Source organism: Acinetobacter gandensis (assembly GCF_001678755.1).
Lineage (GTDB): Bacteria > Pseudomonadota > Gammaproteobacteria > Pseudomonadales > Moraxellaceae > Acinetobacter > Acinetobacter gandensis.
In genome coordinates, this window is sequence record NZ_LZDS01000023.1 from 268,416 (window position 1) to 289,059 (window position 20,644).

Below are 20,644 nucleotides of genomic sequence, written 5' to 3' on the forward strand. Positions count from 1 at the left end.
AAGTTAATTTAAACAGGATGATTAAAAATAAATCATTACTATATTGTTTTACAATTTTAATCCCCTATAATCTAGATCAAACAGACAGGTCTGTCTATTTTGCTGAAAAACCGAATGACACGATGCATTCAGAGGGTAAAAATAAATAAAAGAAGACGTCTAAAGCGTTCAAAATACAAATCATTCACTGCCGCTAACATAGTCAATGATTTGTAGCACACCATTATCAGCAAAGCGCGGTTATTCCTAGAATAACCGCGCTTTTTTATTTTTTAAGCACGTTATAACTTAACTTATTCACTGCTCAATCAAGCCTAAAGAAATTCGAGTGTCGTTCAATCCTTCTAATTAAGCATAGTAATGCTCATGCCAATTCTAATTGAATGAGTGTGTACACCCGTTTCCAATAATCATCCAAATTTACTTGATTTGGATCAATCTGCGCTTGAATGGTCATACCATCTAAAATACTCGATAAAAATGCCGCAAGCTGATCTGATTGTTGTATGCCTACACGTCGAAGTGCATAACTTAGTTTAGACTTTAACCATTCTTTATAATCAATTGCAGGTTGTAAAGAAGAAGGATAAACCTTTGAAATTTCTTCTACTGCTTTTTGAAACATGCATCCATTAAAATCTGCTGATCGAAACCATGCATCGTACCAAGCAAATATTGTTTTAATATGAGATAAATAATCTTTTGGATCACATTGAGCAATTGCAGCATCAAGTGACTCCTGTAAATTAAGATTTCGGGTCACGAGACATTCTTCAATTAATTTAGCTTTGGATGGGAAATATTTATAAAACGTCATTTTTGCAACACCAGATTCACTGATAATCCGATCAATACCAATAGAGTTATAGCTATAGGTGTTAAACAGTTTCAGTGCAGTGTGAATGATGTCTTGTTTCTTTGACATTTTTTTACCTGAAGTGCCAAACTTTAAAAAATTAAGCCATTGGCTCATAAGCACAGTGTACGTATAGAATTTACATCCTCTATGGCCGTGCATTATAGCTTAAAACCAACCATGAACCTTAAAACAGCTGAGCCACTTTTTTCCAAATCATCTAATACTAAAAATATAATTATTAAAAGCTAGTTCATTTAAATTGTTTTTCACATCAAATTAGCAACTAAACCATTAATATTTATAAATTATAAAAAATAATTTGAGCGTCAAAACAAATATAATGACTTGATTAAAATACGTAAAATTTATTAAAAATAAAATGCCGGCTCATAAACTTATTTCTCATAAAAAGATTAAAAACGTGCATTGCTCGACATAAAATATTTTTGCTAAATGGCTATGAACAGCTGGTTTTCTGTTCAGCACTTTGCACTCGTTCTTGCTGAGCTTTTTTCATTACTTGATAGCCGCCAGTTACACCCAGTACTGCCATAATAACTGCAACAATAATATCAGGTAGCATACTTCCTGTTCCAAATACGCCTATTGCTGCAAATATCACTGCCGCATTACCGATAACATCATTGCGACTGCATAACCAAACAGACTTCATATTTGAATCACCGTCACGAAATGCATATAAAAATACTGCGCAAACAATATTTGCAATTAAGGCTAGTATACCTATTGTACCCATTGTGATTGCTTCAGGAGGTATGCCTTGTACATAGGCATATATCACTTTTGCAATGACAACGAAGCCAAATAGTGCCATGACTAAACCTTTTGCAAAAGCAACCGATGCACGCCAATATAAACTTGCACCTAATACTGCGAGTGATACACCATAGTTAACCGCATCACCAAAAAAGTCGAGTGCGTCTGCCCAGAGCGCAGAAGAATGTGCATACATGCCACCAACGAGTTCCACCAAAAACATCACAAAGTTGATGACTAGCGCTATCCACAAAGCTGTTCTAAATTTGCTGTCTGGCTTTTTCGGTGCAGGTTCATGACTACAAGTACAGGCCATTTTCCAATTCCACTGTTTGTATTATGATCATTTAAAACTATGGAGTAACTCCAAGGTCAAGTATGTCTACTACAAAATATTTTTTGATTAAAGAATTGGCTCAACTAACTGGTCTGAGCAGCGATACAATTCGGTTTTATGAAAAGAAAAAGCTGCTGAAGCCGAGTTTTCGTGCAGAAAATAATTATCGTTACTATGATGAAGAAACGCTCAAACGGCTGATTTTTATTAAACGTTGTCGTGACCTCGATATTTCCCTCAATGAAATTAAAAGCCTGCTTGAATTAGAACAACAGCCTGCGCAAAGCTGTCAAATGGTCAATCAATTAATTGATCAGCATATTATTCAAGTTTCTGAAAAAATTAAAGAATTACAAAATTTCAAAAAGCAATTAAAACAGCTTCGTGCCGCCTGTAATGAAAATTCTCGTGTAGATAGCTGCCAAATTTTAAAGCAGCTAGAAAATGGAACATCTTGAAATCCCAACTGTTTTACTAGGTTGAATCCTTTTTTTAGATAGCTAAAATAAAAGGCGTATTTTTTGTATGCCTTTAAAGACATGACTATTCAACACGTAACTGAACTTCTCTCTCCTGCCGGCTCACTGAAAAACATGCGCTATGCTTTTGCCTATGGTGCCGATGCGGTTTATGCAGGTCAGCCACGTTATAGCTTGCGTGTTCGTAATAATGCTTTTGACCATGACAATTTAAAAATTGGTATTACTGAAGCCCATGCCTTAGGCAAAAAATTCTATGTTGTGGTCAATATCCAGCCGCATAATTCCAAACTTAAAAATTTCATTCGTGACCTTGAACCTGTAGTTGCCATGAATCCAGATGCCCTGATTATGTCAGACCCTGGTTTGATTATGATGGTGCGTGAGAACTTCCCTGAAGTGGCTATACACTTATCTGTTCAAGCCAATGCAGTGAACTGGGCTACGGTGAAGTTTTGGAAAAATATGGGGCTAACACGTGTCATTTTGTCACGTGAACTTTCCATCGAAGAAATTGAAGAAATTAAGCAGAATGTGCCTGATATGGAAATTGAAGTTTTCGTACACGGCGCATTGTGCATGGCTTATTCCGGTCGTTGCTTACTTTCAGGCTATATGAATAAACGTGATGCGAACCAAGGTGCATGTACCAATGCATGCCGTTGGGACTATAAAATTCACGATGCAGCAGAAGACGAAACTGGTGATGTAATTCCTGTCACTCAAGTTGAGGACGCATTCAAAGAAAGTAAATGCTGTGAAAATAAAGATGTCGATGAGCAACACGCCTTAGAACAACACCAATTTGGCGAGCCGGTTTTATTACAACGCAATGAAGAAGACATGTTTGCAGCTGAAGAAGACGAACATGGTACTTACTTTATGAACTCTAAAGATTTACGTGCCGTCCAGCATGTCGATCGTTTAGCGAAAATGGGCATTCATTCTCTAAAAATTGAAGGTCGAACTAAATCCTACTTCTACTGTGCCCGTACTGCGCAAATTTATCGTAAAGCGATTGATGATGCCCTTACAGGCAAAGCCTTTGACCCATCACTGATGTCACAACTTGAAGGGCTTGCGAACCGCGGCTATACCGAAGGTTTCTTGCGCCGTCATGTACACAGCGAATATCAAAACTATGAAACTGGTTCTTCACGCTTTGATCATCAACAGTTCTGTGGCGAAGTTTTAGAGCGCAATGGCGACTACATTAAAATTGATGTTAAAAACCGTTTTGTAGTTGGCGATTCCTTAGAACTAATGACCACATCCGGCAATATCACTTTTACACTAACTGAAATTAAAGACAAAAAAGGTAACTTGATTGAAGATGCCAAAGGCTCTGGTCACATTGTCGATATTCCCGTTCCTGCCGATGTCGATATGGCATTTGCTCTACTGATTCGAAACTTACCGAATTCGACGGCAGATATTTCTGCATCGTCTTTGGCTTATCAGGCTTAAGTTGCAATTATGGCTTTGTTGATTACGGATAAATGTATCAACTGTGATATGTGTCTACCCGAGTGCCCAAATGTTGCGATTTATGAAGGCACAAAGGTCTATGAAATTGATGTAGATCGCTGCACGGAATGTGTGGGCTTCTACGAGCATCAAACTTGTGTTTCCGTTTGTCCAATTGAGTGCATTATTCCTCATCCAGATCACGTGGAAAACCAAGAACAATTGATGGAAAAATTTAAAGGTTTGAATTTGTTCAAATCTTAAATGCTGAGATAGCAAATGAAGTCGCTTGAATACTGGTGGCTTATATTGCATTCAGTATTACAGATATTAAAAAGACAACCTTGGGGAAAGTATAACAATAAGGTTGTAAAACAAAAAAAGTTGGGCAACGAATAGGATCAAAATGTGTGGGGACATTTTGGTTCTTATTTTGCAGACAAAAAAAAGGAACTTGGATGTTAGCGTCCAAAGTTCCTGTAAAACGAGAATATTGAGAACAACAATATTCAAAAATGATAATAAAAACTTATCTCAATATTAGGTCAGTGTGTATGAGGAACACACTGACCTTTTCTTTCATTATTGACCTGAACGAATAATGTAATCGAATGCTGAAAGTGATGCTTTCGCGCCTTCACCTGTTGCGATGATGATTTGTTTGTAAGGTACTGTTGTACAGTCACCCGCAGCAAATACACCTTTCACATTGGTTTCGTTGCGATCGTTAATTACAATCTCTCCGCGGTTTGAAAGTTCTACTGCTGTTTCTTTTAAGAAATCAGTGTTTGGTAACAAACCGATTTGTACGAAAATCCCAGCCAGTTCAACAGTTTTGATTTCATCAGTTGCACGGTCTTTGTATTTCAAAGCAGTCACTTGTGAACCATCACCCACCACTTCTGTTGATAAAGCATTTTTGATTACAGTGGTGTTTGGTAAGCTGTTTAATTTGTCTTGAAGCACTTGGTCAGCACGAAGTTTGGTATCAAACTCAACCAAAGTCACATGCTCAACAATACCAGCAAGGTCAATTGCAGCTTCTACGCCCGAGTTACCACCGCCAATCACGGCAACACGTTTACCTTTGAACAATGGACCATCACAGTGTGGGCAGTAAGCGACACCACGAGTACGGTATTCTTGTTCACCTGGAACATTCATTTCTCTCCAGCGTGCACCGGTAGAAAGAATCACTGTTTTAGATTCAAGTTTTGCACCGTTTTCTAAAGTCACTTCAACTAAACCGTTGGCAGTTTCATCAGCACCTTTAATGTTCGATACACGTTGCAAGTTCATGATATCCACACCGTACTCACGTACATGTGCTTCCATTTCAGCAGCAAACTTAGGGCCTTGTGTTTTTTGAATCGATGTAAAGTTTTCGATGTCCATGGTATCCATCACCTGACCGCCCATGCGTTCAGCCACGATACCCGTCTTGATCCCTTTACGTGCAGCATAGATTGCTGAGGTATTACCCGCAGGGCCACCACCAATCACCAACACATCAAAGGCATCTTTCGCATTGAGTTTTTCAGCATCTTTTGCAGCAGAGTTGGTGTCTAATTTAGCAATGATTTCTTCCAAAGTCATACGACCTTGACCAATGTGTTCACCGTCTTGGAATACCATGGGTACAGCCATGATTTTGCGTTCTTCGACTTCGTCTTGGAAGAAAGCACCATCAATCATGGTTGCAGTTGTGCCAGGGTTGTAAATTGCGATCAAGTTTAGTGCTTGAACTACGTCAGGACAGTTATGGCAACTGAGTGATACAAATACATCAAAATCAGCTTTAAGACCTAAGCCTTTAATAGAAGCAAGAACTTCATCAGACACTTTTGGTGCATAACCTGAAGTTTGTAGCAAAGCTAGAATCAAAGATGTGAACTCGTGGCCCATCGGTAGACCGGCGAAGAATACACGTGGTGTTTCACCTGCTTTTGCAATACCAAAACTTGGTGCACGGCTGTTGTTGCCATCGAAACGAGCAGTAACAAGGTTAGATAAAGCAGCAACTTCAGTTACCAGTTCTTTAATTTTGTCAGACTTGTCTGTACCGTTTAAAGTTGCGACGATTTCAATCGGGCCTTCAAGGCGTTCAAGTAAGGTTTTTAATTGAGCAGAAGTATTTTGATCTAACATTGCTAACGTCTCCAAAGGAGTAAATTTATTTGATGAGAGAATCATAGAACAAACCATTAAATAGGTGAAACGGTTTGTTTTTATAAAATTAATCGGTTTTACTAATCAATAGAAGAAATATCTTTCTAAATCAGAATACTATCTAATTATTCTAACATTAACACATAGCATAATAACAGAAAATAATGTGATAAGCCCCACATTTTATTATTTATATGCTGAAAATTCCTTTCATATTTTTAATGCAAATAGCCTTACAAAACACATATAAAGTTTTAAGTTTCAATTCAGAAAATCCGCATTAAATCGATAGAAAGGTGAAGTGAATAGCCGTATAAAAAAATGACTTATCCCTCAAAAAACCAAAGAATCAGTTGTGAAAATCGATTAAAACAGCAAAAAGTATGCAGTGAGCGCAAATATGAAAATTGAATTTGTCTTTGATATTGTTTATCCCATGAGTTATGTCGCATTTCAAAAATTGAAGCAAAACTCGAATGAACATACAGCAACACGTGTGGAATTATTGCCAATTCAAATCGTGCCTGCAATACCTGAGCAGGGTTTAGATGTGCTCAAATATCTAACAGAAAAATATGGCTCAGTCGCAGCAAATCGAAAGTTAGAAATGACCAAATTTGCAGCGTATAGCGAAGATATAATTGTCAATATTGAACATATGAAGCGTATGCCGAATAGTCAGCTTGCGCACCAAGCCATACTCGCACTCGATAATACACTCGACCAATATGCTCTCACCCAAGCGCTATTCCATGCCCTTTTTGCTCATGGTAAAGACATTGCTGATGTTCGAATCTTAAAAGATATTATTGAAGGTATTGGCTTAGATGGCACTAAAGTTCTGCGCTCTATTCAACATAAAGAGATTGCAGATTACCAACACGAATTGACTAAATATGTTAAATCTTTAGGTAAGCACCCTATTCCATACTACATTGTCGATGGTGTGATAAATGACCAAACATTTTCTACTCAAGAGTTAAGACAAATGTTACTGCGTGCGAGTTAATTAAAATCTAGCATGAGCACGTAAATAAAAGGTAATAAGAAAGCCCCCATACTGAATACAGTCTGGGGGCTTTCTTATAAGATCATTTTCTTAAATCCCAATGGCAGAGAGTTGATTAAATCAATTTATTCCCTGTTCGATACGTGCAATTCTTGACTTAAATTGCTGCGCCAAAAGATAAAGAATGCTACTTAAAACCAATGTTAACGCAATAAGTCCAATTAGAATCCAACGCACAACGCTATCAATAATATTGGCTTGACTAACCTGAGTTTCGACACTCTGCGCCATTGGTGTCATGGTCTTGGCAAAAAGCTGATTCTGCATGGTCCAGAGCTGTTCAGGTTGAAATCCATATTCACGAAACTTCGCAGGATTTTGCTGTTCTGAATTAATTAAACTCTGCACATAAGGGATCGCTGTCGCACGATCTACGGGCTTATGTAACAAAGCCGCTTGAGCATATAAATAAGCCTGAACTGTAGTCGCCACTTCCGCCTCTTTCAGTTCTTGCGCTAAACGACTGTCTTGAATATTTTTATCGTACTGAACCCATTTTTGATACGCGGCTTGATCATTATCTTTCAAGTCATACTGCACATAAGTCAAACCTGACCACAGCAGAATAAAAGACAATAACCAACCAACAAACTTCAGTACAAAAGATTGAAAGCGGATTCTAAAAAATTGGAATTTCTTTAAGCATCCCACTAAAAAGAATGCCCCAATAAAAGACACAAGTAATTTTAAGAATAACCAGCCCATAAAGGATAGAAAATTAACAAAATAATCAGACTGATGACCTAAATGACTGGCAACCTCGCCGGCACTTACAGGAACATGCAACTGCTGAACCGTTTGGCTTATACCAAAAAAGCTATAAACCATATCTTGTTGGATAAATAAACCAACAACCGACACAATCAATAATGAAAAACTGGTCAAAGACAACAGCACCAAATTACGTTGTCGCTGCTTAATGGTTTTTAAACCCGCATTGAGTTGCTGCGGGTTTAGTGCATATTCATCAATGGGAGGCAAATATATTCTCCTTGAGCTCTAATGAACCTCCCTCATATTTATGAAGAAGGATTGGAACCACTGGTGCTTGATTCAATTACTAAATGATTCAGATTATTTTGCAATGCACGAATACGTGTAGTTGCTTCTTCACGTTTCTGCACCCCTTCTTTCTGAATTTGAATCACATCATTAACAGTTTTAATGAGGGTATTTTGAACATGTTCAAGGGTTTCAATATCAATCACGGAACGTTGGTTCGCTTTCGCAGTATCCACAGAGTTCTGGTGCAACAAGTCAGCATTACGCTTTAACAGGTCATTGGTCGCATCATCAATGCTATTGGCCAATTGCACACTGTTCTTTTGTTCTTGTAGGGAAATTGCCAAACTAATTTGGTTTTTCCATGCAGGCAAAGTAATGTTTTTAATCGCATAAAACTTATCGACTAACATTAAATTGTTGGATTGAATAATACGAATCATTGGCAAAGTCTGCATCGCTGACTGCTGTAATATCTGCAAGTCACTAATGCGTTTTTCTAGATTATTCGCCAAATGATTCAGGTCATAGACTTTTTGTGTCGTCGCTTGATCTTGTTCTTGAGTAGTTAAGGTCGCAATTTCCTGTTGAATGTCCTGTTCTTTCAGTTTCCCTGCTGCAATATAAACACCAAGTTGTTTATATTCATCTTGAACACCTTCAAACATTTTATCCAAGGTATTCACACGTGCCTTCAAACCACTTTGTGAAGTTTCAATTTCCTTCACTAAGCTATCGATCTGTTCTTTGGTGCTGTTAAAGTGTTGATCAAAACTTTGTTTCGCGCCTTTAAATTTACTCAACAAGCCGCCAAAAAAACCTGAACTTTTAGACTTGCTTAAAATACTATTGGTATTTAACTGCTGCGCGACTTGCACCACCTGATTGAGTTTTTGCCCTGTGGCATCAAGATCTTTGTTCTGTACAAGATTTAATAACTCATCGGTATAAGTCGATGTTTTGGTGGCAATATTTTTACCATACTCAGCCACACTGTTATGACTTAAATCTGCCAATTCTTTACGAGCAGCAATCACTTCATTAAAGTCAGAAGCTTGCAAGCCAATCTCTTGCAAATTGAGCTGCTGAAACTTTTGTTCAGTCAATTCTGTTGTTGCTTCAACGGGTAAATTCTTGGCATCAAAATCGGTCATAACTCACCTTATATTTCTAAGACTTAGAGGAATTCTCTAATGATTTTTTTAAAGTTTTAATCAAGTTTTCACGGCTATTATCTAGCTTTTCCAAGCTACTTGTCGAGTTGCTTTGCCGACTTTGTTTGACATGATATTGCCAAGCCGGAATTAACACTTGTTGCGCTTCTTTAAAACGGTCAAGCAAGCTAAAAGATAATTGCTGTGAAAGCTGCATTTGTGTAATTGCAATATCATTACTCGCCTGTAAGGTTTGTAAGGTATTTATTTTCTTGGACAATCGCTCTGCAAAATTATCCAGTGGATGCTGTTTTTTTACAAACTGCGGATATTCAACAAGAAACTCTTCGGCAGCGACAATATAGCGCGCCATTTGCTCGCGTAAGCCTTGTAATTGATTCAATCGAGATTGCGACTTTTGAATTTCTAACTGTAACTTTTGACTCAAATGATTGGCACGGTCTAATAGCTGATCCAGATTTTTATAGTACTCCACCTGCCCTGAACCATATTCCAAATCAATGCCTAACCACTTTTGCAAGGCATTAAATTTTCGGTTTTTCAGGTATTTTTTTGAGTCGGCCAAAGCTTGAATCAATTGTTCAATGGTTTGACTGAGTTGTTGTGTCAACATTGGGTCGACACCATCCAATAACACAGCCTGTGCCTGAATCAACTGATCGGCATAATGATTTAACCGATACTGATCGCTGAGTAAAGGCACAAGGTCATTGCGCTTAATTGACAATACTTCTGTACGGTCAACAGCAATCTCCTTTATAGGTACCAATACATCAATTTGTGACATAGCAGATTAAACTCAATAAAATCATTTTTATACTACAAGTTTTGCCATAAAAGTCTTGTAGTATTTTGCAAAAAATTAAGCAATTTCAAAATGCCAACTCACTATGCACCTAGATTTATGTTTACGTGATAGCTCGCAAGATTTTAAACCACTTCCAATGTATACACATGATGCGCTACAAAGATGAGTACAAACTTAAGAAAAAAATGAACTACTAAATTAAATAGCACTAATTATGTTAAACCTATGACTTTGCATAATTTGTGATAAAAAATGATCGTAAAACCAACTCAGAATATTTTATGATCAACAGCAATATATTCATAATTTTTGAGGGACGAATGGAACGTTTTTTCCATAATACAATGTATGCAGCCCGCTGGATTTTAGCTCCAGTCTATTTTGGCTTATCTTTTGCCCTACTGTTATTAGCAATTAAATTCTTCCAAGAAGTATTTCATGTGTTACCGCATATACTGGAATACACCGAAGCAGATCTAATTTTAGTGATTCTTTCCTTGGTGGATATGACCATGGTAGGCGGTTTAATTGTCATGGTGATGTTTTCAGGTTATGAAAACTTTGTCTCACAACTGAAAATTACGGAAGGTAAAGACCGCCTAAATTGGCTTGGCACGATGGACGCCAATTCACTTAAACTAAAAGTTGCTGCTTCCATTGTGGCAATTTCCTCTATCCACTTACTTCGGGTGTTCATGGATGCCAAAAATATCCCAAATGACAAAATCATGTGGTACATCATCATGCATCTGACTTTCGTCTTTTCAGCCTTTATGATGGGCTATCTAAATAAAATCAGTAAGCACTAATACGCAAAAAAGCCATCTATGTTTGATGGCTTTTTTCATTGTCTAATTTCATTTAATTAATGCAATACACTCATCTGTTTGAGTTTATCTAAATCTAGAATTCGAATTTGGCTATAGCTCCAATCCACAATCTGCTGTTGCACAAAAAGTTGCAAGTGTTTATTCAACGTCTGACGCGATATATTGAACAACTCGGCAAATTCTTGCTGACTTAACTTAAACGGAATCTGCGCTTGATATCCATATTGTTCATATAACTTAATAATATGCCTAGCGATTCGTTGAGTAAGACTGGCAGTACGCAAATAACGGTTTTGTTCAAACATCGCATACATGCGACGACTCAACAGTTGGATGATATGCCACATGGCCTCTGGTTCATTTTTCAAAAGTTGAAAAAAAAGCTCACTGGGTATAATTGCTAATTCAACATGCTCTGCGGCGAAATAATCAAAATTCAACGCTTGCTGTTGCAATACCGATACAAGGTTAAAAACCGATTGTATACGAATAAAATCATTCACGATCAACTCGCCATCGGCTTGTAACCATCCGACTTGCAAAGTCCCAGACAGTAAAATATAAACATCACTTATGCATTGATGTTGCTGCAAAATTTGTTGATGCGCATGATGACGGCTAAATTGAGCGTGTTGCAAAATATTTTGCTTTGCAGCAAGGCTCAGTCCCCGAAAGACTTGATCGTCAGCGAGTATATTTTCTAATTTTTGTCTTGCTGATAATCGTAGGTCAATCACAAGATTCCCAAAAAAATGCCTAATATTTGAATATTAAGCATGGAATTAAAGGGAAAGAACTATTATTTTTAGCTATGTTTATACACTTAGGTGCTGTTATTTAGCGTTCATATTTATGATGCTTTTTCATAAATACGACCTTCTTCAGACCGTAGGTTTGAAATATCTTGGTTCGTCACATTTTTTAGAACAGTACTTGGCTGACCATTTACATCTACAGGGACATCACCTTCAATAGTGACACGCGTTGCCACACGAAGTTCATCACCATAGTCATTAATCGCACGGTGCTGCGTGGCACGGTTATCCCAAATTGCCACATCACCCTCCGCCCAGCGCCAGCGTACTATATTTTCCCATTGCACAATTTGCTCTTGAAATAAATCAAACAATCGACGTGATTGGGTTGGACTATAACCAGAAAAGCGTTTAAAGAAATGTCCAAGTACCAAGGTCTTTTCCCCAGTTTCTGGATGTACACGTACTAATGGATGCTCTGTTTCAATCTCCACAGCAGTACGGAATAAATGACGGCCTTCTTCATTATATTCACCCTTCGGCTTAGCATAATCATAGCTATTACTATGTACTGCACGTAGCTGTTCTGCGAGTTTTTGCAATTCAGGGCTTAAATCTTCGTAAGCTGTGGTCGTATTTGCCCAGACCGTATCGCCACCATTTGATGGTGCAATTACATTACGTAAAATGGTGGCTTTGGGATAATTCGGTAAAAAGGTAATGTCGGTATGCCACGAGTCAGCACGCCCACCACGCGAATCAATAGATAAAGTATGTGCTGTGCCATCTTTAAGCGGAACACTTGGATGATTTAATGGCGTACCCAATAAGCGTGCAAAGGCTTCTTGCTCAAGGTCAGTCAAATGCTGCTGCCCACGAACAAAGACTACTTTATATTTTAATAATGCATGATTGAACTCTGCGACGACGTCTTGGTTCAAATCACCCGAAAGTTTGATCCCTGTGATTTCTGCACCAATGCGGCCTGTTACAGGTTTTACTTCAATATGTTGATATTGATAATTTGGATTATATGTTTGCGCTTGTAATTGTGTCATGTCGGTATACCTGATCTTTTCAAATAATGTAAAGCAACGTATTTGTTGTTGGTTCCACTATGCCGACTTACACCTTTTCAGACTGTCAAATGGTTGACAGTTATTCAGAGTTAAACTGCTATTGTTTTTCATTATTTTGCTTAGCAATTTTACCTACAGTTTTTGCTTTAAAACAAAAAAGCCATCAAGTTTGATGGCTTTGAAATATATAAATAAACAGGCGAACGGAAATTATAAATAGTCGCCTTCGCGCTCAGGTTGATAGAGCACTCTTTCAATTTTCACTTTCATAATATGACCATCGGGTTGTGGCCATTCAATCTCTTGACCTTCTGCTAGCCCAAGGATTGCCGCACCGACCGGAGCAAGGACATTCACCTGCCCTTTATCACCACGAAAGTCATGCGGATACACCAACGTAATTTCTGTAGGTTCAATCGATGGCGCAATGGTAATTAACACTTTAGCGTTCATGCTGACCACATTGGTGGGTACATCTTGCGGTGCTACCACTTCTGCACGGGCAAGCTCATCTTCGAGATGTTCCATTGTTGGCGTTAATTTTGATTGATGCTCCAACATGGTTTCTAGGCGATGGAGATCTTGTTCTGAAACAATAATACTCGGTTTATTCATCTATCCAATTCCTTTTTGCTTATGCATCAAAAACGCTAATGATGGGAAGATCTTGTTGTAATCACTCATTCTTTTATATCAGAAATATAAAAAATTAGATAACGACTTACTTTCATTCAAATATAAAAAAAGCCCCCTTGAGGGGGCTTTTCTCAAGTTAGATTATTTTGCGTAAACAGGGAATTTAGCGCAAACAACCTCTACTTTTGCCTTAACAGCATCAATCACTGCTTGATCGCCTTTTGCATCAAGAATATCAGCGATCCAACCAGCAAGGTCACGTACTTCAGCTTCGCCGAAACCACGAGTTGTCACAGCTGGTGTACCGATACGGATACCAGAAGTCACAAATGGTGAACGTGGATCATTTGGTACAGAGTTTTTGTTCACAGTAATGTGCGCAGCACCTAACCATGCATCAGCTTCTTTACCAGTGATATCGCCTTGTTTGATTAAAGACAATAAGAACAAGTGGTTTTCAGTACCACCAGATACTACGTCATAACCACGAGCGATTAGAACTTCAGCCATTGCTTTAGCATTCTTAACCACTTGTTGTTGGTAAGTTTTGTATTCAGGTGCCATTGCTTCTTTAAAGCAAATTGCTTTAGCAGCTACAGCGTGAACCAAAGGACCACCTTGGTTACCTGGGAATACAGCTGATTGTAATTTTTTCTCAATCTCTTCGTTTGCTTTCGCAAGGATTAAACCTGAACGTGGGCCACGAAGTGTTTTATGAGTCGTTGTTGTTGTTACGTCAGCAATTTGAACTGGGCTTGGGTATACGCCAGCAGCAACTAGACCTGCAACGTGAGCCATATCTACAAATAGGTAAGCGCCAACTTTGTCCGCGATGTCACGGAAACGCTGCCAGTCAACAATTTGGCTGTAAGCAGAGAAACCAGCAACGATCATACGTGGCTTGTGTTCTTCAGCTAAACGTTCAACTTCTTCGTAATCGATTTCACCAGTTTCTGGGTTCAAACCGTACTGAATTGCGTTATATGTTTTACCAGAGAAGCTAACTTTTGCACCGTGAGTCAAGTGACCGCCGTGCGCTAAGCTCATACCCAAAACTGTATCGCCAGGGTTAAGAAGTGCTAGGTAAACAGCAGAGTTCGCTTGAGAACCTGCATGTGGTTGAACGTTAGCGTAATCAGCACCAAAAAGTTCTTTAGCACGGTCAATTGCCAATTGTTCAATAACGTCTACATATTCACAACCGCCATAGTAGCGTTTGCCTGGGTAGCCTTCTGCATATTTGTTAGTGAGTTTTGATCCTTGCGCTTCCATTACTGCTGGTGAGCAATAGTTTTCAGAAGCAATCAATTCGATGTGCGCTTCTTGGCGAGCATCTTCCTTGGTGATTGCTTGCGCGATTTCTGGGTCAAATTCAGCAATTGAGATATTGGCAAACATTAGCGAGGTCCTATTAAATTAGGGCTTTTAAGCCGTGCTAAGATTGGCGCGTATTGTAGCATGAAGTTTTGAAAATGAGAGCGGGTAGTTTTGCTAAATTTAAATAAAAAATGCCTATCTTCATCCGAAAGATAGGCATTCTGTTCAAATCAAATTATTGAATTGGCATAAGAGATTTTACATCTAAGATAATTTCATCCCAATTCGCGGTATAAACCGTCGCATGATCCCATTTTGGCGTGATTGCATTGTCTGTGTCCGTCACATAATTAATTTTAGTTCCTTTACTTGTGGCTAGCTGTATCAATACATCCGTTGCTGCTTTTGGTACTGTTGTGTCATTACTGCCTTGATAAATGAAAATTGGTGTACTCAATTTTTTGAGCAGCGGCTGAGAGTCTTGCTCTAAGAATTGTTTAACCACTTTAATATTGGTCATAAAATTAGTTTGCGTTCGTGGGTAGCCATCTAATTTTCCATTCTTTTGTACATAAGCACCCATTGCCCCACCTAAGGTTTGCCCTAACACGTCATAACATACACTTTCAGCTTGAGCAGCGAGCTGGTCTGTTGGTGGGACAAACACTTCACTATATTGCAACGTTGGTGTTGAATTTCTTAAACCTGCTGTAATTAACGATGTAAAGGTATCAAGCGGCGCAAGAATATTAATTTTCTTAATCGGATCGGTTTCAGCTGCGGCTTTTTGTTCACCTCCACTGAGAATTAAAGCCAAATTAGAGGCTGGTGCTACAGCCACTGCGCCCTTATAGCTCAACTGTGCACGTGAAGCATATTGCGCAGCTCCCAAGGCAGCTTGCCCACCCTGTGAATGTCCTACGACGGACCACCGTTTTTCAGTGGTGTTACCTAAGTTTTTACTCGCAGCAACCACCGCATCGGTAATGGAAAATGCTTCACTTTTTAAATTTAAGAATGGATGTAACTCTTTACCACTCGGTTCACCTAAACCTTCATAGTCAGGGGCAACTACCGCATAACCTGCTGCTAAAAGTTTTGAAATAAAATATTCATTACCTTTTAAGCCTTGTTGGCTTGGTGCACAGGCATCAGCAACACCTGTAGTACCATGCGCCCACGCCACAATGGGCCACCCACCTGTCGGTTTGGTACCTTTAGGCGTAAAGAGTAAAGCTGTAGCTTGAGTTTCAGTACCATTTACGCCAAGCATTTTATAAGTCATCAATGTTTTATTGGCACTCACCGTATCCAAAACGGCATTAGCATTGGCATTAGCATCAATATAGACCTGAGTTTTTACAACAGGTGCAGCTATATTATTTTTTGGTATCCCATCATCGCTAATAAATGACGAATCACCGTCGCTTCCTCCACACGCAACCAAGAAAAGTGTACTACTGACCAATACCGTTAACTTAAGTTGGTTCATCATCCTTGTTCCCTCTATTTGTTGTTTTAAAGTCATTCCTATTGATTAATCTCATGGAATTTCAATACGTTCAAGTGGTTTTATCACCATTGATCACTCTATTCATTTTTGAGGAACTCGATCTTAATAACCACCTGATTTAATTTATATTTTAAATTCTAAATTTACATTTTTCTAACAATCTAGATTTGGGGGAATATGTATGTAAGCCATGTTAATTTTCTTTCTTCTAGGTTTGGTCTTAGGTTATTTTGTCTTTGGTATGAAAACGAATACGCAAACTGCAAAAGTCATTTATATAAGTTTGCCCGCAGCAAAGACATATCAACAAAAATAAATACTCAAGGCATCATCATTCAACCAGTGAATGGATTCGCGAATTCAATCAATTGACACGCAATAAAAACGCCTAGTCTTTAAACCTATTGAAACAGATCTTTGTTAATTATGAGATTACCATTAAACAACAACGCTTTATTGTGTTAAATAGCGACTATATTCCATATGTGATTTTGGAATAACTTGATACAGATAAAATTTTAAAATCGGTATTGAAAATGGAATTCCATTACACCTGTTTAAAGGTGTAATTTCAGCAGACGCATTTAAAGAAGATTATTTAGTCAATACGTAGCCATCTTGATAATTTCGCGACAAATAATCATGGCATTGGTTTGTCAGCCTGTGTGTGATCATGTACATTCGTTTTTATTCATCCAACACTGCGGAACTGGACATGCAAGCCATTATTCTCGACACAGAAACCCATACCCTAAATGGTCAACCCATCGAGATTGCCTATGCACCTGTGCAAGTTGCTGATGCAAAAATCACCCTAGATAAGTCTAAGATTTTTGACCAACTTTATAGTTGTGATGAACCCATTTCTTATGCAGCAATGGCTGTCCACCATATTTTAGAATCAGAACTTGTAGGTCAACCCCACTACAGCAGTTTCGAACTCCCAAGTGAAACCATATATATCATCGGTCACAATATTGATTACGATATACGGGCATTAGAAAAATGTGGTGTCGATAGCACTAACATTAAAGCTATTTGTACACTTGCCCTTTCCCGTCTGGTTTGGCCCGATGCTGAAGCGCATAATATTTCTGCTTTAATCTATATGATTACGAAAGGCAGCGAAAAAGCCCGTGAAATGATTCGTAAAGCGCACCGTGCCGATATGGATATTATTTTAACGGCTAATATTTTGATGCATATCGTGCATCATTTAAAAATAAACAGCATTGAAGAATTATATGCCGCGTCTGAAGATGCACGTATTCCACGCACAATCAATTTTGGTAAACATCGTGGTACAGCTATTGCTGATCTGCCTTCAGACTATGTTCAGTGGCTTATGCGTCAAGATGAACTCGACCCTTATTTACGCAAAGCTTTAGAAAAAGCTGCAATAGTCACTTTATAAGACTTTGATTATTTAACAATTTCTTCATCTTATTGTAATTTTCAAGCAATAGGCTTGCCTTAATTCTTTTCTTAATGGAATTAAGGCATGTTTAATTATCAAAAAACTGAGCTTGGGTTTAAAGTTTTAAAAGATCGTAGTATTACACTCAATGCTCGTCAGCGTCGGCTTTTGTTGTTGATTGGTTCGGACGACTTTAATCAAATGCAATCACATCATCAGCAACGAATTGCTGAAGCCTCACTGTTACAACAATTAGTGGAACTGGATTTAATTCAATACTGTGGTGATATTGCACATGTATCTGATGAACAAACCATCCTCTTTTCAAATGATTCAAATATTACCCAAACAACTGCACAATCCGAGAATCATCTCGAAGCTTTTCCAGCACTCAATTCAAGTCACTTAGCATCAAAGCACAATCTAAATCATAGTTTCGACTCTAATCAAAACGTGCACAATATCCTGTCACGTAAGCCACAACAAAGTACGTCTTTACCTACTTTCGAGGATCATCATAAAAGCTTTCATAAAGAGTTAGTTTCTGAAAATTTAGTTTTTATAGAGCAAGATTTTGAAACATTACAACTTTATATGTGCAACTTTATATGTGCAACTTACTGCATCAATATTGTGGTTTGATGGCCAAAAAGTTGGTGATTTCAATTCAAAATACTGAAGAGATATCACAGCTTAAATCCTGTCAAATGCAATGGACAACTTTGCTGAATGAATCTCACATTCAACCCAAATTACTCCGCCACGCTTTGCAGCAGGTCAATTACAGTCTAAATCATTTACAAACTGCCGCCTGATTTAGATCGAATTACTCACTTCTGATTCAAAAAACAAATTAATGAAGTAAGGATAGATTAACAATAAAATATACATTTTTATTAAATTCAATATCTTGCATTAAAAATACATAAACCATGCTGCCATTCCCTATAAAGTATAAGACTTTCTCCTAATGTCCTTGGGCTGCCGAATATCGCAAGAATGCGTTGTTTAGTTGAATAAACTCGAGCTTTCATATGACACAACAGTACGGTTTAGAATTTGATTCTTTTGATAACCCAATGCAACTTAGCAAAGTCGGCAATTGGATTTTTACCTTTCTAAGCCCACGTGAAGCCATGCCCGATGTTCAATTAGCTATAACTAACGTCATGCCACGTCAAATCAGTGATGAATTACAACCCCGAAAAGTGGTTATTCATAATACAGCCGAAGAAAATATTTGGCTGATTGAACAAGTTGAATGCTTCAACAGTCAAACCAATCAAGAAGTCATTTTCCCTGCTCAGGCAGAAGAATCACAGATGGTTATTCAAACGATCATTTCTGAATTTGATCGTTATGATGTCATACTGAAACTTCAGCCACGTTAATTTTATCCAACTAAAAAATTTGAAGCGATATAACTCAAATACTTATACACTTTTTTATTGTCTTAGATTAATTGAAAAATATTTCATACAGAAATTGTGCAGCGTTATCCTTTATCATAGCGCTGCATAATAATTTTCAATATGGATAATAAAAATGAATTTAGCGAATTATTCTAATGACCAGGCCCTCATCATCTTTAACTTATATAACAGTTTAGAAGAATGTATTGAGGCAATTGGCCGCATGCATCTTGGCCCAAAACTTGTACTGAGTGAGGATGATTTATCAAAGGATCACAAAGTAGTTGATCGTTATGTAGGTGGCATACTCACCCAATCTATTGTTATTCGTAGTGAAGATGTTGAGCTCGCTAAAAGCAACCCTATGATTCGCTATCAGCTTTTGTCCTATGTATTAAATCAATTTAAAAAAGCAAAAACGGACTAGACTAGATTTTAGGCATGAAAAAACTCACAACAATGTGAGTTTTTTTCTTTCCATTATTGATTAGGCTTCGAGTAAGCGATAAATATTTTCCGAATTTTGGCTTTCAAATAGTAATTCAATACTTGGCAATATAATTTCACCAGCAACAACAATATGTTCAATACGATGAAATATTGCACGTGAATCATCAGCATCCTTTCCACGTACCATCGCTTGCGCATTATAAACTTGGCTAAATTGATCTTTCACTTTCACATCGATCATCTGTTTCATTGCTATATACTCTACTTCTTTTAATAATTGAATTTTTTATACCACACCATTAAGCAAATTCTGCTTTTAAAATGTTAGATTTCTTGGCAATGTAAAGTTAATTTACATTAGTAATTATATATCAAATAGATAGACTAACCATATTTATATTGTTTGACAAAAAACCACCAATACATAAATTTAAGGCATTAAAAAGCCCGCATCTCTGCGGGCTCTATGTTGGAAGGCTAGTGCTGATTTCTTGTCTGCAATATCTTAAGTTTAAAATATTACGAAACTCAACGAGCTGTCATTGATCCGTCCAACTTATTGGTAGCGTCGTTTTATGACCTACCGTGATTTAAATATAGCACTTTCTAGTATCTTGCCAAGTCTTGCTAACACTTCAAAACAATTGATCAAATAAAATACAATTGCATTGATCTTTGAATAAGCAGAAAATATGTTCGGTTCAAATGAACGTTAATTAAAACTTCAACTGCCAAACTTAAGTCCATGTTTTCAAAACAACATTGCTAAATCTGGTTTAAAGTTTAGCTGAATAAAAACATTAATCTGCTCAATCTATCTCTTAGCCTGGGAAAATACCGCGTTCTTTCCGTGCTTTTAAAATGCGTTCACACGGGCTTTGTTGCACAAAGATTTGAAATGCAAAGCGCCCCTAATTGAGCCAAATTTAAGGCGTAACTTGGGTAAGTGGTCGACCTAATTCCGTAAATCTGTTAAGAACTGCTACACGTGCATGGATCTCATTCACTTGGCTATCAAAACTCCTTGCACTGAGTTTATCTCCTAATAATTTGATGCAATGCATCTTAGTTTCAACCAAACTTCGCCGATGAT

At 37.8% G+C, this 20,644-nt stretch carries 21 protein-coding genes and 1 pseudogene; 9 read left to right on the plus strand and 13 right to left on the minus strand.

Features of this window, described 5'->3' with window-relative positions; genetic code table 11:
* Window positions 1-364: 364 nt before the first annotated feature.
* On the minus strand, window positions 365-925 hold the full coding sequence (locus A9J31_RS08425) for a TetR/AcrR family transcriptional regulator (protein WP_067764164.1): 561 nt from the start codon (window positions 923-925) through the stop codon (window positions 365-367).
* Between the two features lie 391 nt (window positions 926-1,316).
* Window positions 1,317-1,952 carry a cation efflux transmembrane domain-containing protein gene (locus A9J31_RS08430; protein WP_067764056.1) on the minus strand — a complete coding sequence of 212 codons (636 nt, stop codon included), beginning with the start codon at window positions 1,950-1,952 and terminating at the stop codon, window positions 1,317-1,319.
* A gap of 62 nt (window positions 1,953-2,014) precedes the next feature.
* On the opposite strand from A9J31_RS08430, the gene A9J31_RS08435 reads away from it, so the two are divergent.
* The 3 genes from A9J31_RS08435 to A9J31_RS08445 all read left to right on the plus strand — a co-directional run bounded on the left by A9J31_RS08435 (window position 2,015) and on the right by A9J31_RS08445 (window position 4,183).
* Entirely contained in the window at window positions 2,015-2,431 is a 417-nt protein-coding gene (locus tag A9J31_RS08435) for a Cd(II)/Pb(II)-responsive transcriptional regulator (RefSeq protein WP_067764059.1), read from the plus strand.
* An 81-nt stretch (window positions 2,432-2,512) separates the two neighbouring features.
* A complete protein-coding gene (gene trhP, locus A9J31_RS08440; RefSeq protein WP_067764166.1) occupies window positions 2,513-3,919 on the plus strand; it encodes a prephenate-dependent tRNA uridine(34) hydroxylase TrhP in 1,407 nt (468 codons plus the stop codon).
* A 9-nt stretch (window positions 3,920-3,928) separates the two neighbouring features.
* On the plus strand, window positions 3,929-4,183 hold the full coding sequence (locus A9J31_RS08445) for a YfhL family 4Fe-4S dicluster ferredoxin (RefSeq protein WP_067764062.1): 255 nt from the start codon (window positions 3,929-3,931) through the stop codon (window positions 4,181-4,183).
* 318 nt (window positions 4,184-4,501) lie between these two features.
* Here A9J31_RS08445 and ahpF read toward each other — a convergent pair whose 3' ends face one another.
* Window positions 4,502-6,067 carry an alkyl hydroperoxide reductase subunit F gene (gene ahpF / locus A9J31_RS08450; RefSeq protein ID WP_067764065.1) on the minus strand — a complete coding sequence of 522 codons (1,566 nt, stop codon included), beginning with the start codon at window positions 6,065-6,067 and terminating at the stop codon, window positions 4,502-4,504.
* Between the two features lie 421 nt (window positions 6,068-6,488).
* On the opposite strand from ahpF, the gene A9J31_RS08455 reads away from it, so the two are divergent.
* On the plus strand, window positions 6,489-7,097 hold the full coding sequence (locus tag A9J31_RS08455; protein ID WP_067764067.1) for a DsbA family protein: 609 nt from the start codon (window positions 6,489-6,491) through the stop codon (window positions 7,095-7,097).
* Window positions 7,098-7,217: 120 nt separating this feature from the next.
* Here the strand turns inward: A9J31_RS08455 and A9J31_RS08460 are convergent, their stop codons facing one another.
* The 3 genes from A9J31_RS08460 to A9J31_RS08470 are packed head-to-tail and all read right to left on the minus strand — an operon-like array spanning window position 7,218 to window position 10,121.
* Window positions 7,218-8,138 carry a hypothetical protein gene (locus tag A9J31_RS08460; protein ID WP_067764068.1) on the minus strand — a complete coding sequence of 307 codons (921 nt, stop codon included), beginning with the start codon at window positions 8,136-8,138 and terminating at the stop codon, window positions 7,218-7,220.
* Window positions 8,139-8,176: 38 nt separating this feature from the next.
* Window positions 8,177-9,313, minus strand: a complete 1,137-nt coding sequence (locus A9J31_RS08465) for a toxic anion resistance protein (RefSeq protein WP_067764071.1) — start codon at window positions 9,311-9,313, stop codon at window positions 8,177-8,179.
* Between the two features lie 16 nt (window positions 9,314-9,329).
* The gene (locus tag A9J31_RS08470; protein WP_067764074.1) at window positions 9,330-10,121 is read right to left on the minus strand and encodes a tellurium resistance protein; all 792 of its coding nucleotides are present in this window, start codon (window positions 10,119-10,121) and stop codon (window positions 9,330-9,332) included.
* Between the two features lie 341 nt (window positions 10,122-10,462).
* Between A9J31_RS08470 and A9J31_RS08475 the strand changes: the two genes are divergently transcribed.
* Window positions 10,463-10,951 carry a TIGR00645 family protein gene (locus tag A9J31_RS08475; RefSeq protein ID WP_067764077.1) on the plus strand — a complete coding sequence of 163 codons (489 nt, stop codon included), beginning with the start codon at window positions 10,463-10,465 and terminating at the stop codon, window positions 10,949-10,951.
* A gap of 56 nt (window positions 10,952-11,007) precedes the next feature.
* Here A9J31_RS08475 and A9J31_RS08480 read toward each other — a convergent pair whose 3' ends face one another.
* The 5 genes from A9J31_RS08480 to A9J31_RS08500 form a co-directional block, all read right to left on the minus strand.
* Window positions 11,008-11,709, minus strand: coding sequence for a Crp/Fnr family transcriptional regulator (locus A9J31_RS08480; RefSeq protein ID WP_067764080.1), 702 nt, complete (start codon window positions 11,707-11,709; stop codon window positions 11,008-11,010).
* A 113-nt stretch (window positions 11,710-11,822) separates the two neighbouring features.
* On the minus strand, window positions 11,823-12,785 hold the full coding sequence (locus A9J31_RS08485) for a TauD/TfdA dioxygenase family protein (RefSeq protein WP_067764084.1): 963 nt from the start codon (window positions 12,783-12,785) through the stop codon (window positions 11,823-11,825).
* Window positions 12,786-13,016: 231 nt separating this feature from the next.
* On the minus strand, window positions 13,017-13,421 hold the full coding sequence (rnk, locus tag A9J31_RS08490; RefSeq protein ID WP_067764089.1) for a nucleoside diphosphate kinase regulator: 405 nt from the start codon (window positions 13,419-13,421) through the stop codon (window positions 13,017-13,019).
* A gap of 162 nt (window positions 13,422-13,583) precedes the next feature.
* Window positions 13,584-14,840, minus strand: coding sequence for a serine hydroxymethyltransferase (gene glyA, locus A9J31_RS08495; protein WP_067764092.1), 1,257 nt, complete (start codon window positions 14,838-14,840; stop codon window positions 13,584-13,586).
* Between the two features lie 154 nt (window positions 14,841-14,994).
* Window positions 14,995-16,254: an alpha/beta hydrolase gene (locus A9J31_RS08500; RefSeq protein ID WP_067764095.1), complete on the minus strand. Its 1,260-nt coding sequence runs from the start codon at window positions 16,252-16,254 to the stop codon at window positions 14,995-14,997.
* Between the two features lie 733 nt (window positions 16,255-16,987).
* On the opposite strand from A9J31_RS08500, the gene A9J31_RS08505 reads away from it, so the two are divergent.
* The 4 genes from A9J31_RS08505 to A9J31_RS08520 all read left to right on the plus strand — a co-directional run bounded on the left by A9J31_RS08505 (window position 16,988) and on the right by A9J31_RS08520 (window position 19,528).
* Window positions 16,988-17,686 (plus strand): putative quorum-sensing-regulated virulence factor, encoded by a 699-nt coding sequence (locus tag A9J31_RS08505; RefSeq protein WP_067764169.1) that lies wholly within the window; start codon window positions 16,988-16,990, stop codon window positions 17,684-17,686.
* An 87-nt stretch (window positions 17,687-17,773) separates the two neighbouring features.
* Window positions 17,774-18,331 carry a hypothetical protein gene (locus tag A9J31_RS08510; RefSeq protein WP_067764098.1) on the plus strand — a complete coding sequence of 186 codons (558 nt, stop codon included), beginning with the start codon at window positions 17,774-17,776 and terminating at the stop codon, window positions 18,329-18,331.
* Window positions 18,332-18,723: 392 nt separating this feature from the next.
* Complete coding sequence (locus tag A9J31_RS08515; protein ID WP_067764101.1) at window positions 18,724-19,080, plus strand: hypothetical protein; 357 nt, start codon at window positions 18,724-18,726, stop codon at window positions 19,078-19,080.
* 154 nt (window positions 19,081-19,234) lie between these two features.
* Complete coding sequence (locus A9J31_RS08520; RefSeq protein ID WP_067764104.1) at window positions 19,235-19,528, plus strand: hypothetical protein; 294 nt, start codon at window positions 19,235-19,237, stop codon at window positions 19,526-19,528.
* 60 nt (window positions 19,529-19,588) lie between these two features.
* On the opposite strand, the gene A9J31_RS08525 is transcribed toward A9J31_RS08520, so the two are convergent.
* Complete coding sequence (locus A9J31_RS08525) at window positions 19,589-19,801, minus strand: hypothetical protein (protein WP_067764106.1); 213 nt, start codon at window positions 19,799-19,801, stop codon at window positions 19,589-19,591.
* 676 nt (window positions 19,802-20,477) lie between these two features.
* Window positions 20,478-20,644: pseudogene (locus tag A9J31_RS15585) on the minus strand (IS5/IS1182 family transposase); the annotation flags it as partial.

What these genes read in the sequence shown, in the direction of transcription:
- A9J31_RS08425 (WP_067764164.1), bottom strand. Translation starts at nt 925, where the DNA reads ATGTCAAAGAAACAAGACATCATTCACACTGCACTGAAACTGTTTAAC.
- A9J31_RS08430 (WP_067764056.1), bottom strand. Translation starts at nt 1,952, where the DNA reads ATGGCCTGTACTTGTAGTCATGAACCTGCACCGAAAAAGCCAGACAGC.
- A9J31_RS08435 (WP_067764059.1), top strand. Translation starts at nt 2,015, where the DNA reads ATGTCTACTACAAAATATTTTTTGATTAAAGAATTGGCTCAACTAACT.
- trhP (WP_067764166.1), top strand. Translation starts at nt 2,513, where the DNA reads ATGACTATTCAACACGTAACTGAACTTCTCTCTCCTGCCGGCTCACTG.
- A9J31_RS08445 (WP_067764062.1), top strand. Translation starts at nt 3,929, where the DNA reads ATGGCTTTGTTGATTACGGATAAATGTATCAACTGTGATATGTGTCTA.
- ahpF (WP_067764065.1), bottom strand. Translation starts at nt 6,067, where the DNA reads ATGTTAGATCAAAATACTTCTGCTCAATTAAAAACCTTACTTGAACGC.
- A9J31_RS08455 (WP_067764067.1), top strand. Translation starts at nt 6,489, where the DNA reads ATGAAAATTGAATTTGTCTTTGATATTGTTTATCCCATGAGTTATGTC.
- A9J31_RS08465 (WP_067764071.1), bottom strand. Translation starts at nt 9,313, where the DNA reads ATGACCGATTTTGATGCCAAGAATTTACCCGTTGAAGCAACAACAGAA.
- A9J31_RS08470 (WP_067764074.1), bottom strand. Translation starts at nt 10,121, where the DNA reads ATGTCACAAATTGATGTATTGGTACCTATAAAGGAGATTGCTGTTGAC.
- A9J31_RS08475 (WP_067764077.1), top strand. Translation starts at nt 10,463, where the DNA reads ATGGAACGTTTTTTCCATAATACAATGTATGCAGCCCGCTGGATTTTA.
- A9J31_RS08485 (WP_067764084.1), bottom strand. Translation starts at nt 12,785, where the DNA reads ATGACACAATTACAAGCGCAAACATATAATCCAAATTATCAATATCAA.
- rnk (WP_067764089.1), bottom strand. Translation starts at nt 13,421, where the DNA reads ATGAATAAACCGAGTATTATTGTTTCAGAACAAGATCTCCATCGCCTA.
- glyA (WP_067764092.1), bottom strand. Translation starts at nt 14,840, where the DNA reads ATGTTTGCCAATATCTCAATTGCTGAATTTGACCCAGAAATCGCGCAA.
- A9J31_RS08500 (WP_067764095.1), bottom strand. Translation starts at nt 16,254, where the DNA reads ATGATGAACCAACTTAAGTTAACGGTATTGGTCAGTAGTACACTTTTC.
- A9J31_RS08505 (WP_067764169.1), top strand. Translation starts at nt 16,988, where the DNA reads ATGCAAGCCATTATTCTCGACACAGAAACCCATACCCTAAATGGTCAA.
- A9J31_RS08510 (WP_067764098.1), top strand. Translation starts at nt 17,774, where the DNA reads ATGTTTAATTATCAAAAAACTGAGCTTGGGTTTAAAGTTTTAAAAGAT.
- A9J31_RS08515 (WP_067764101.1), top strand. Translation starts at nt 18,724, where the DNA reads ATGACACAACAGTACGGTTTAGAATTTGATTCTTTTGATAACCCAATG.
- A9J31_RS08520 (WP_067764104.1), top strand. Translation starts at nt 19,235, where the DNA reads ATGAATTTAGCGAATTATTCTAATGACCAGGCCCTCATCATCTTTAAC.
- A9J31_RS08525 (WP_067764106.1), bottom strand. Translation starts at nt 19,801, where the DNA reads ATGAAACAGATGATCGATGTGAAAGTGAAAGATCAATTTAGCCAAGTT.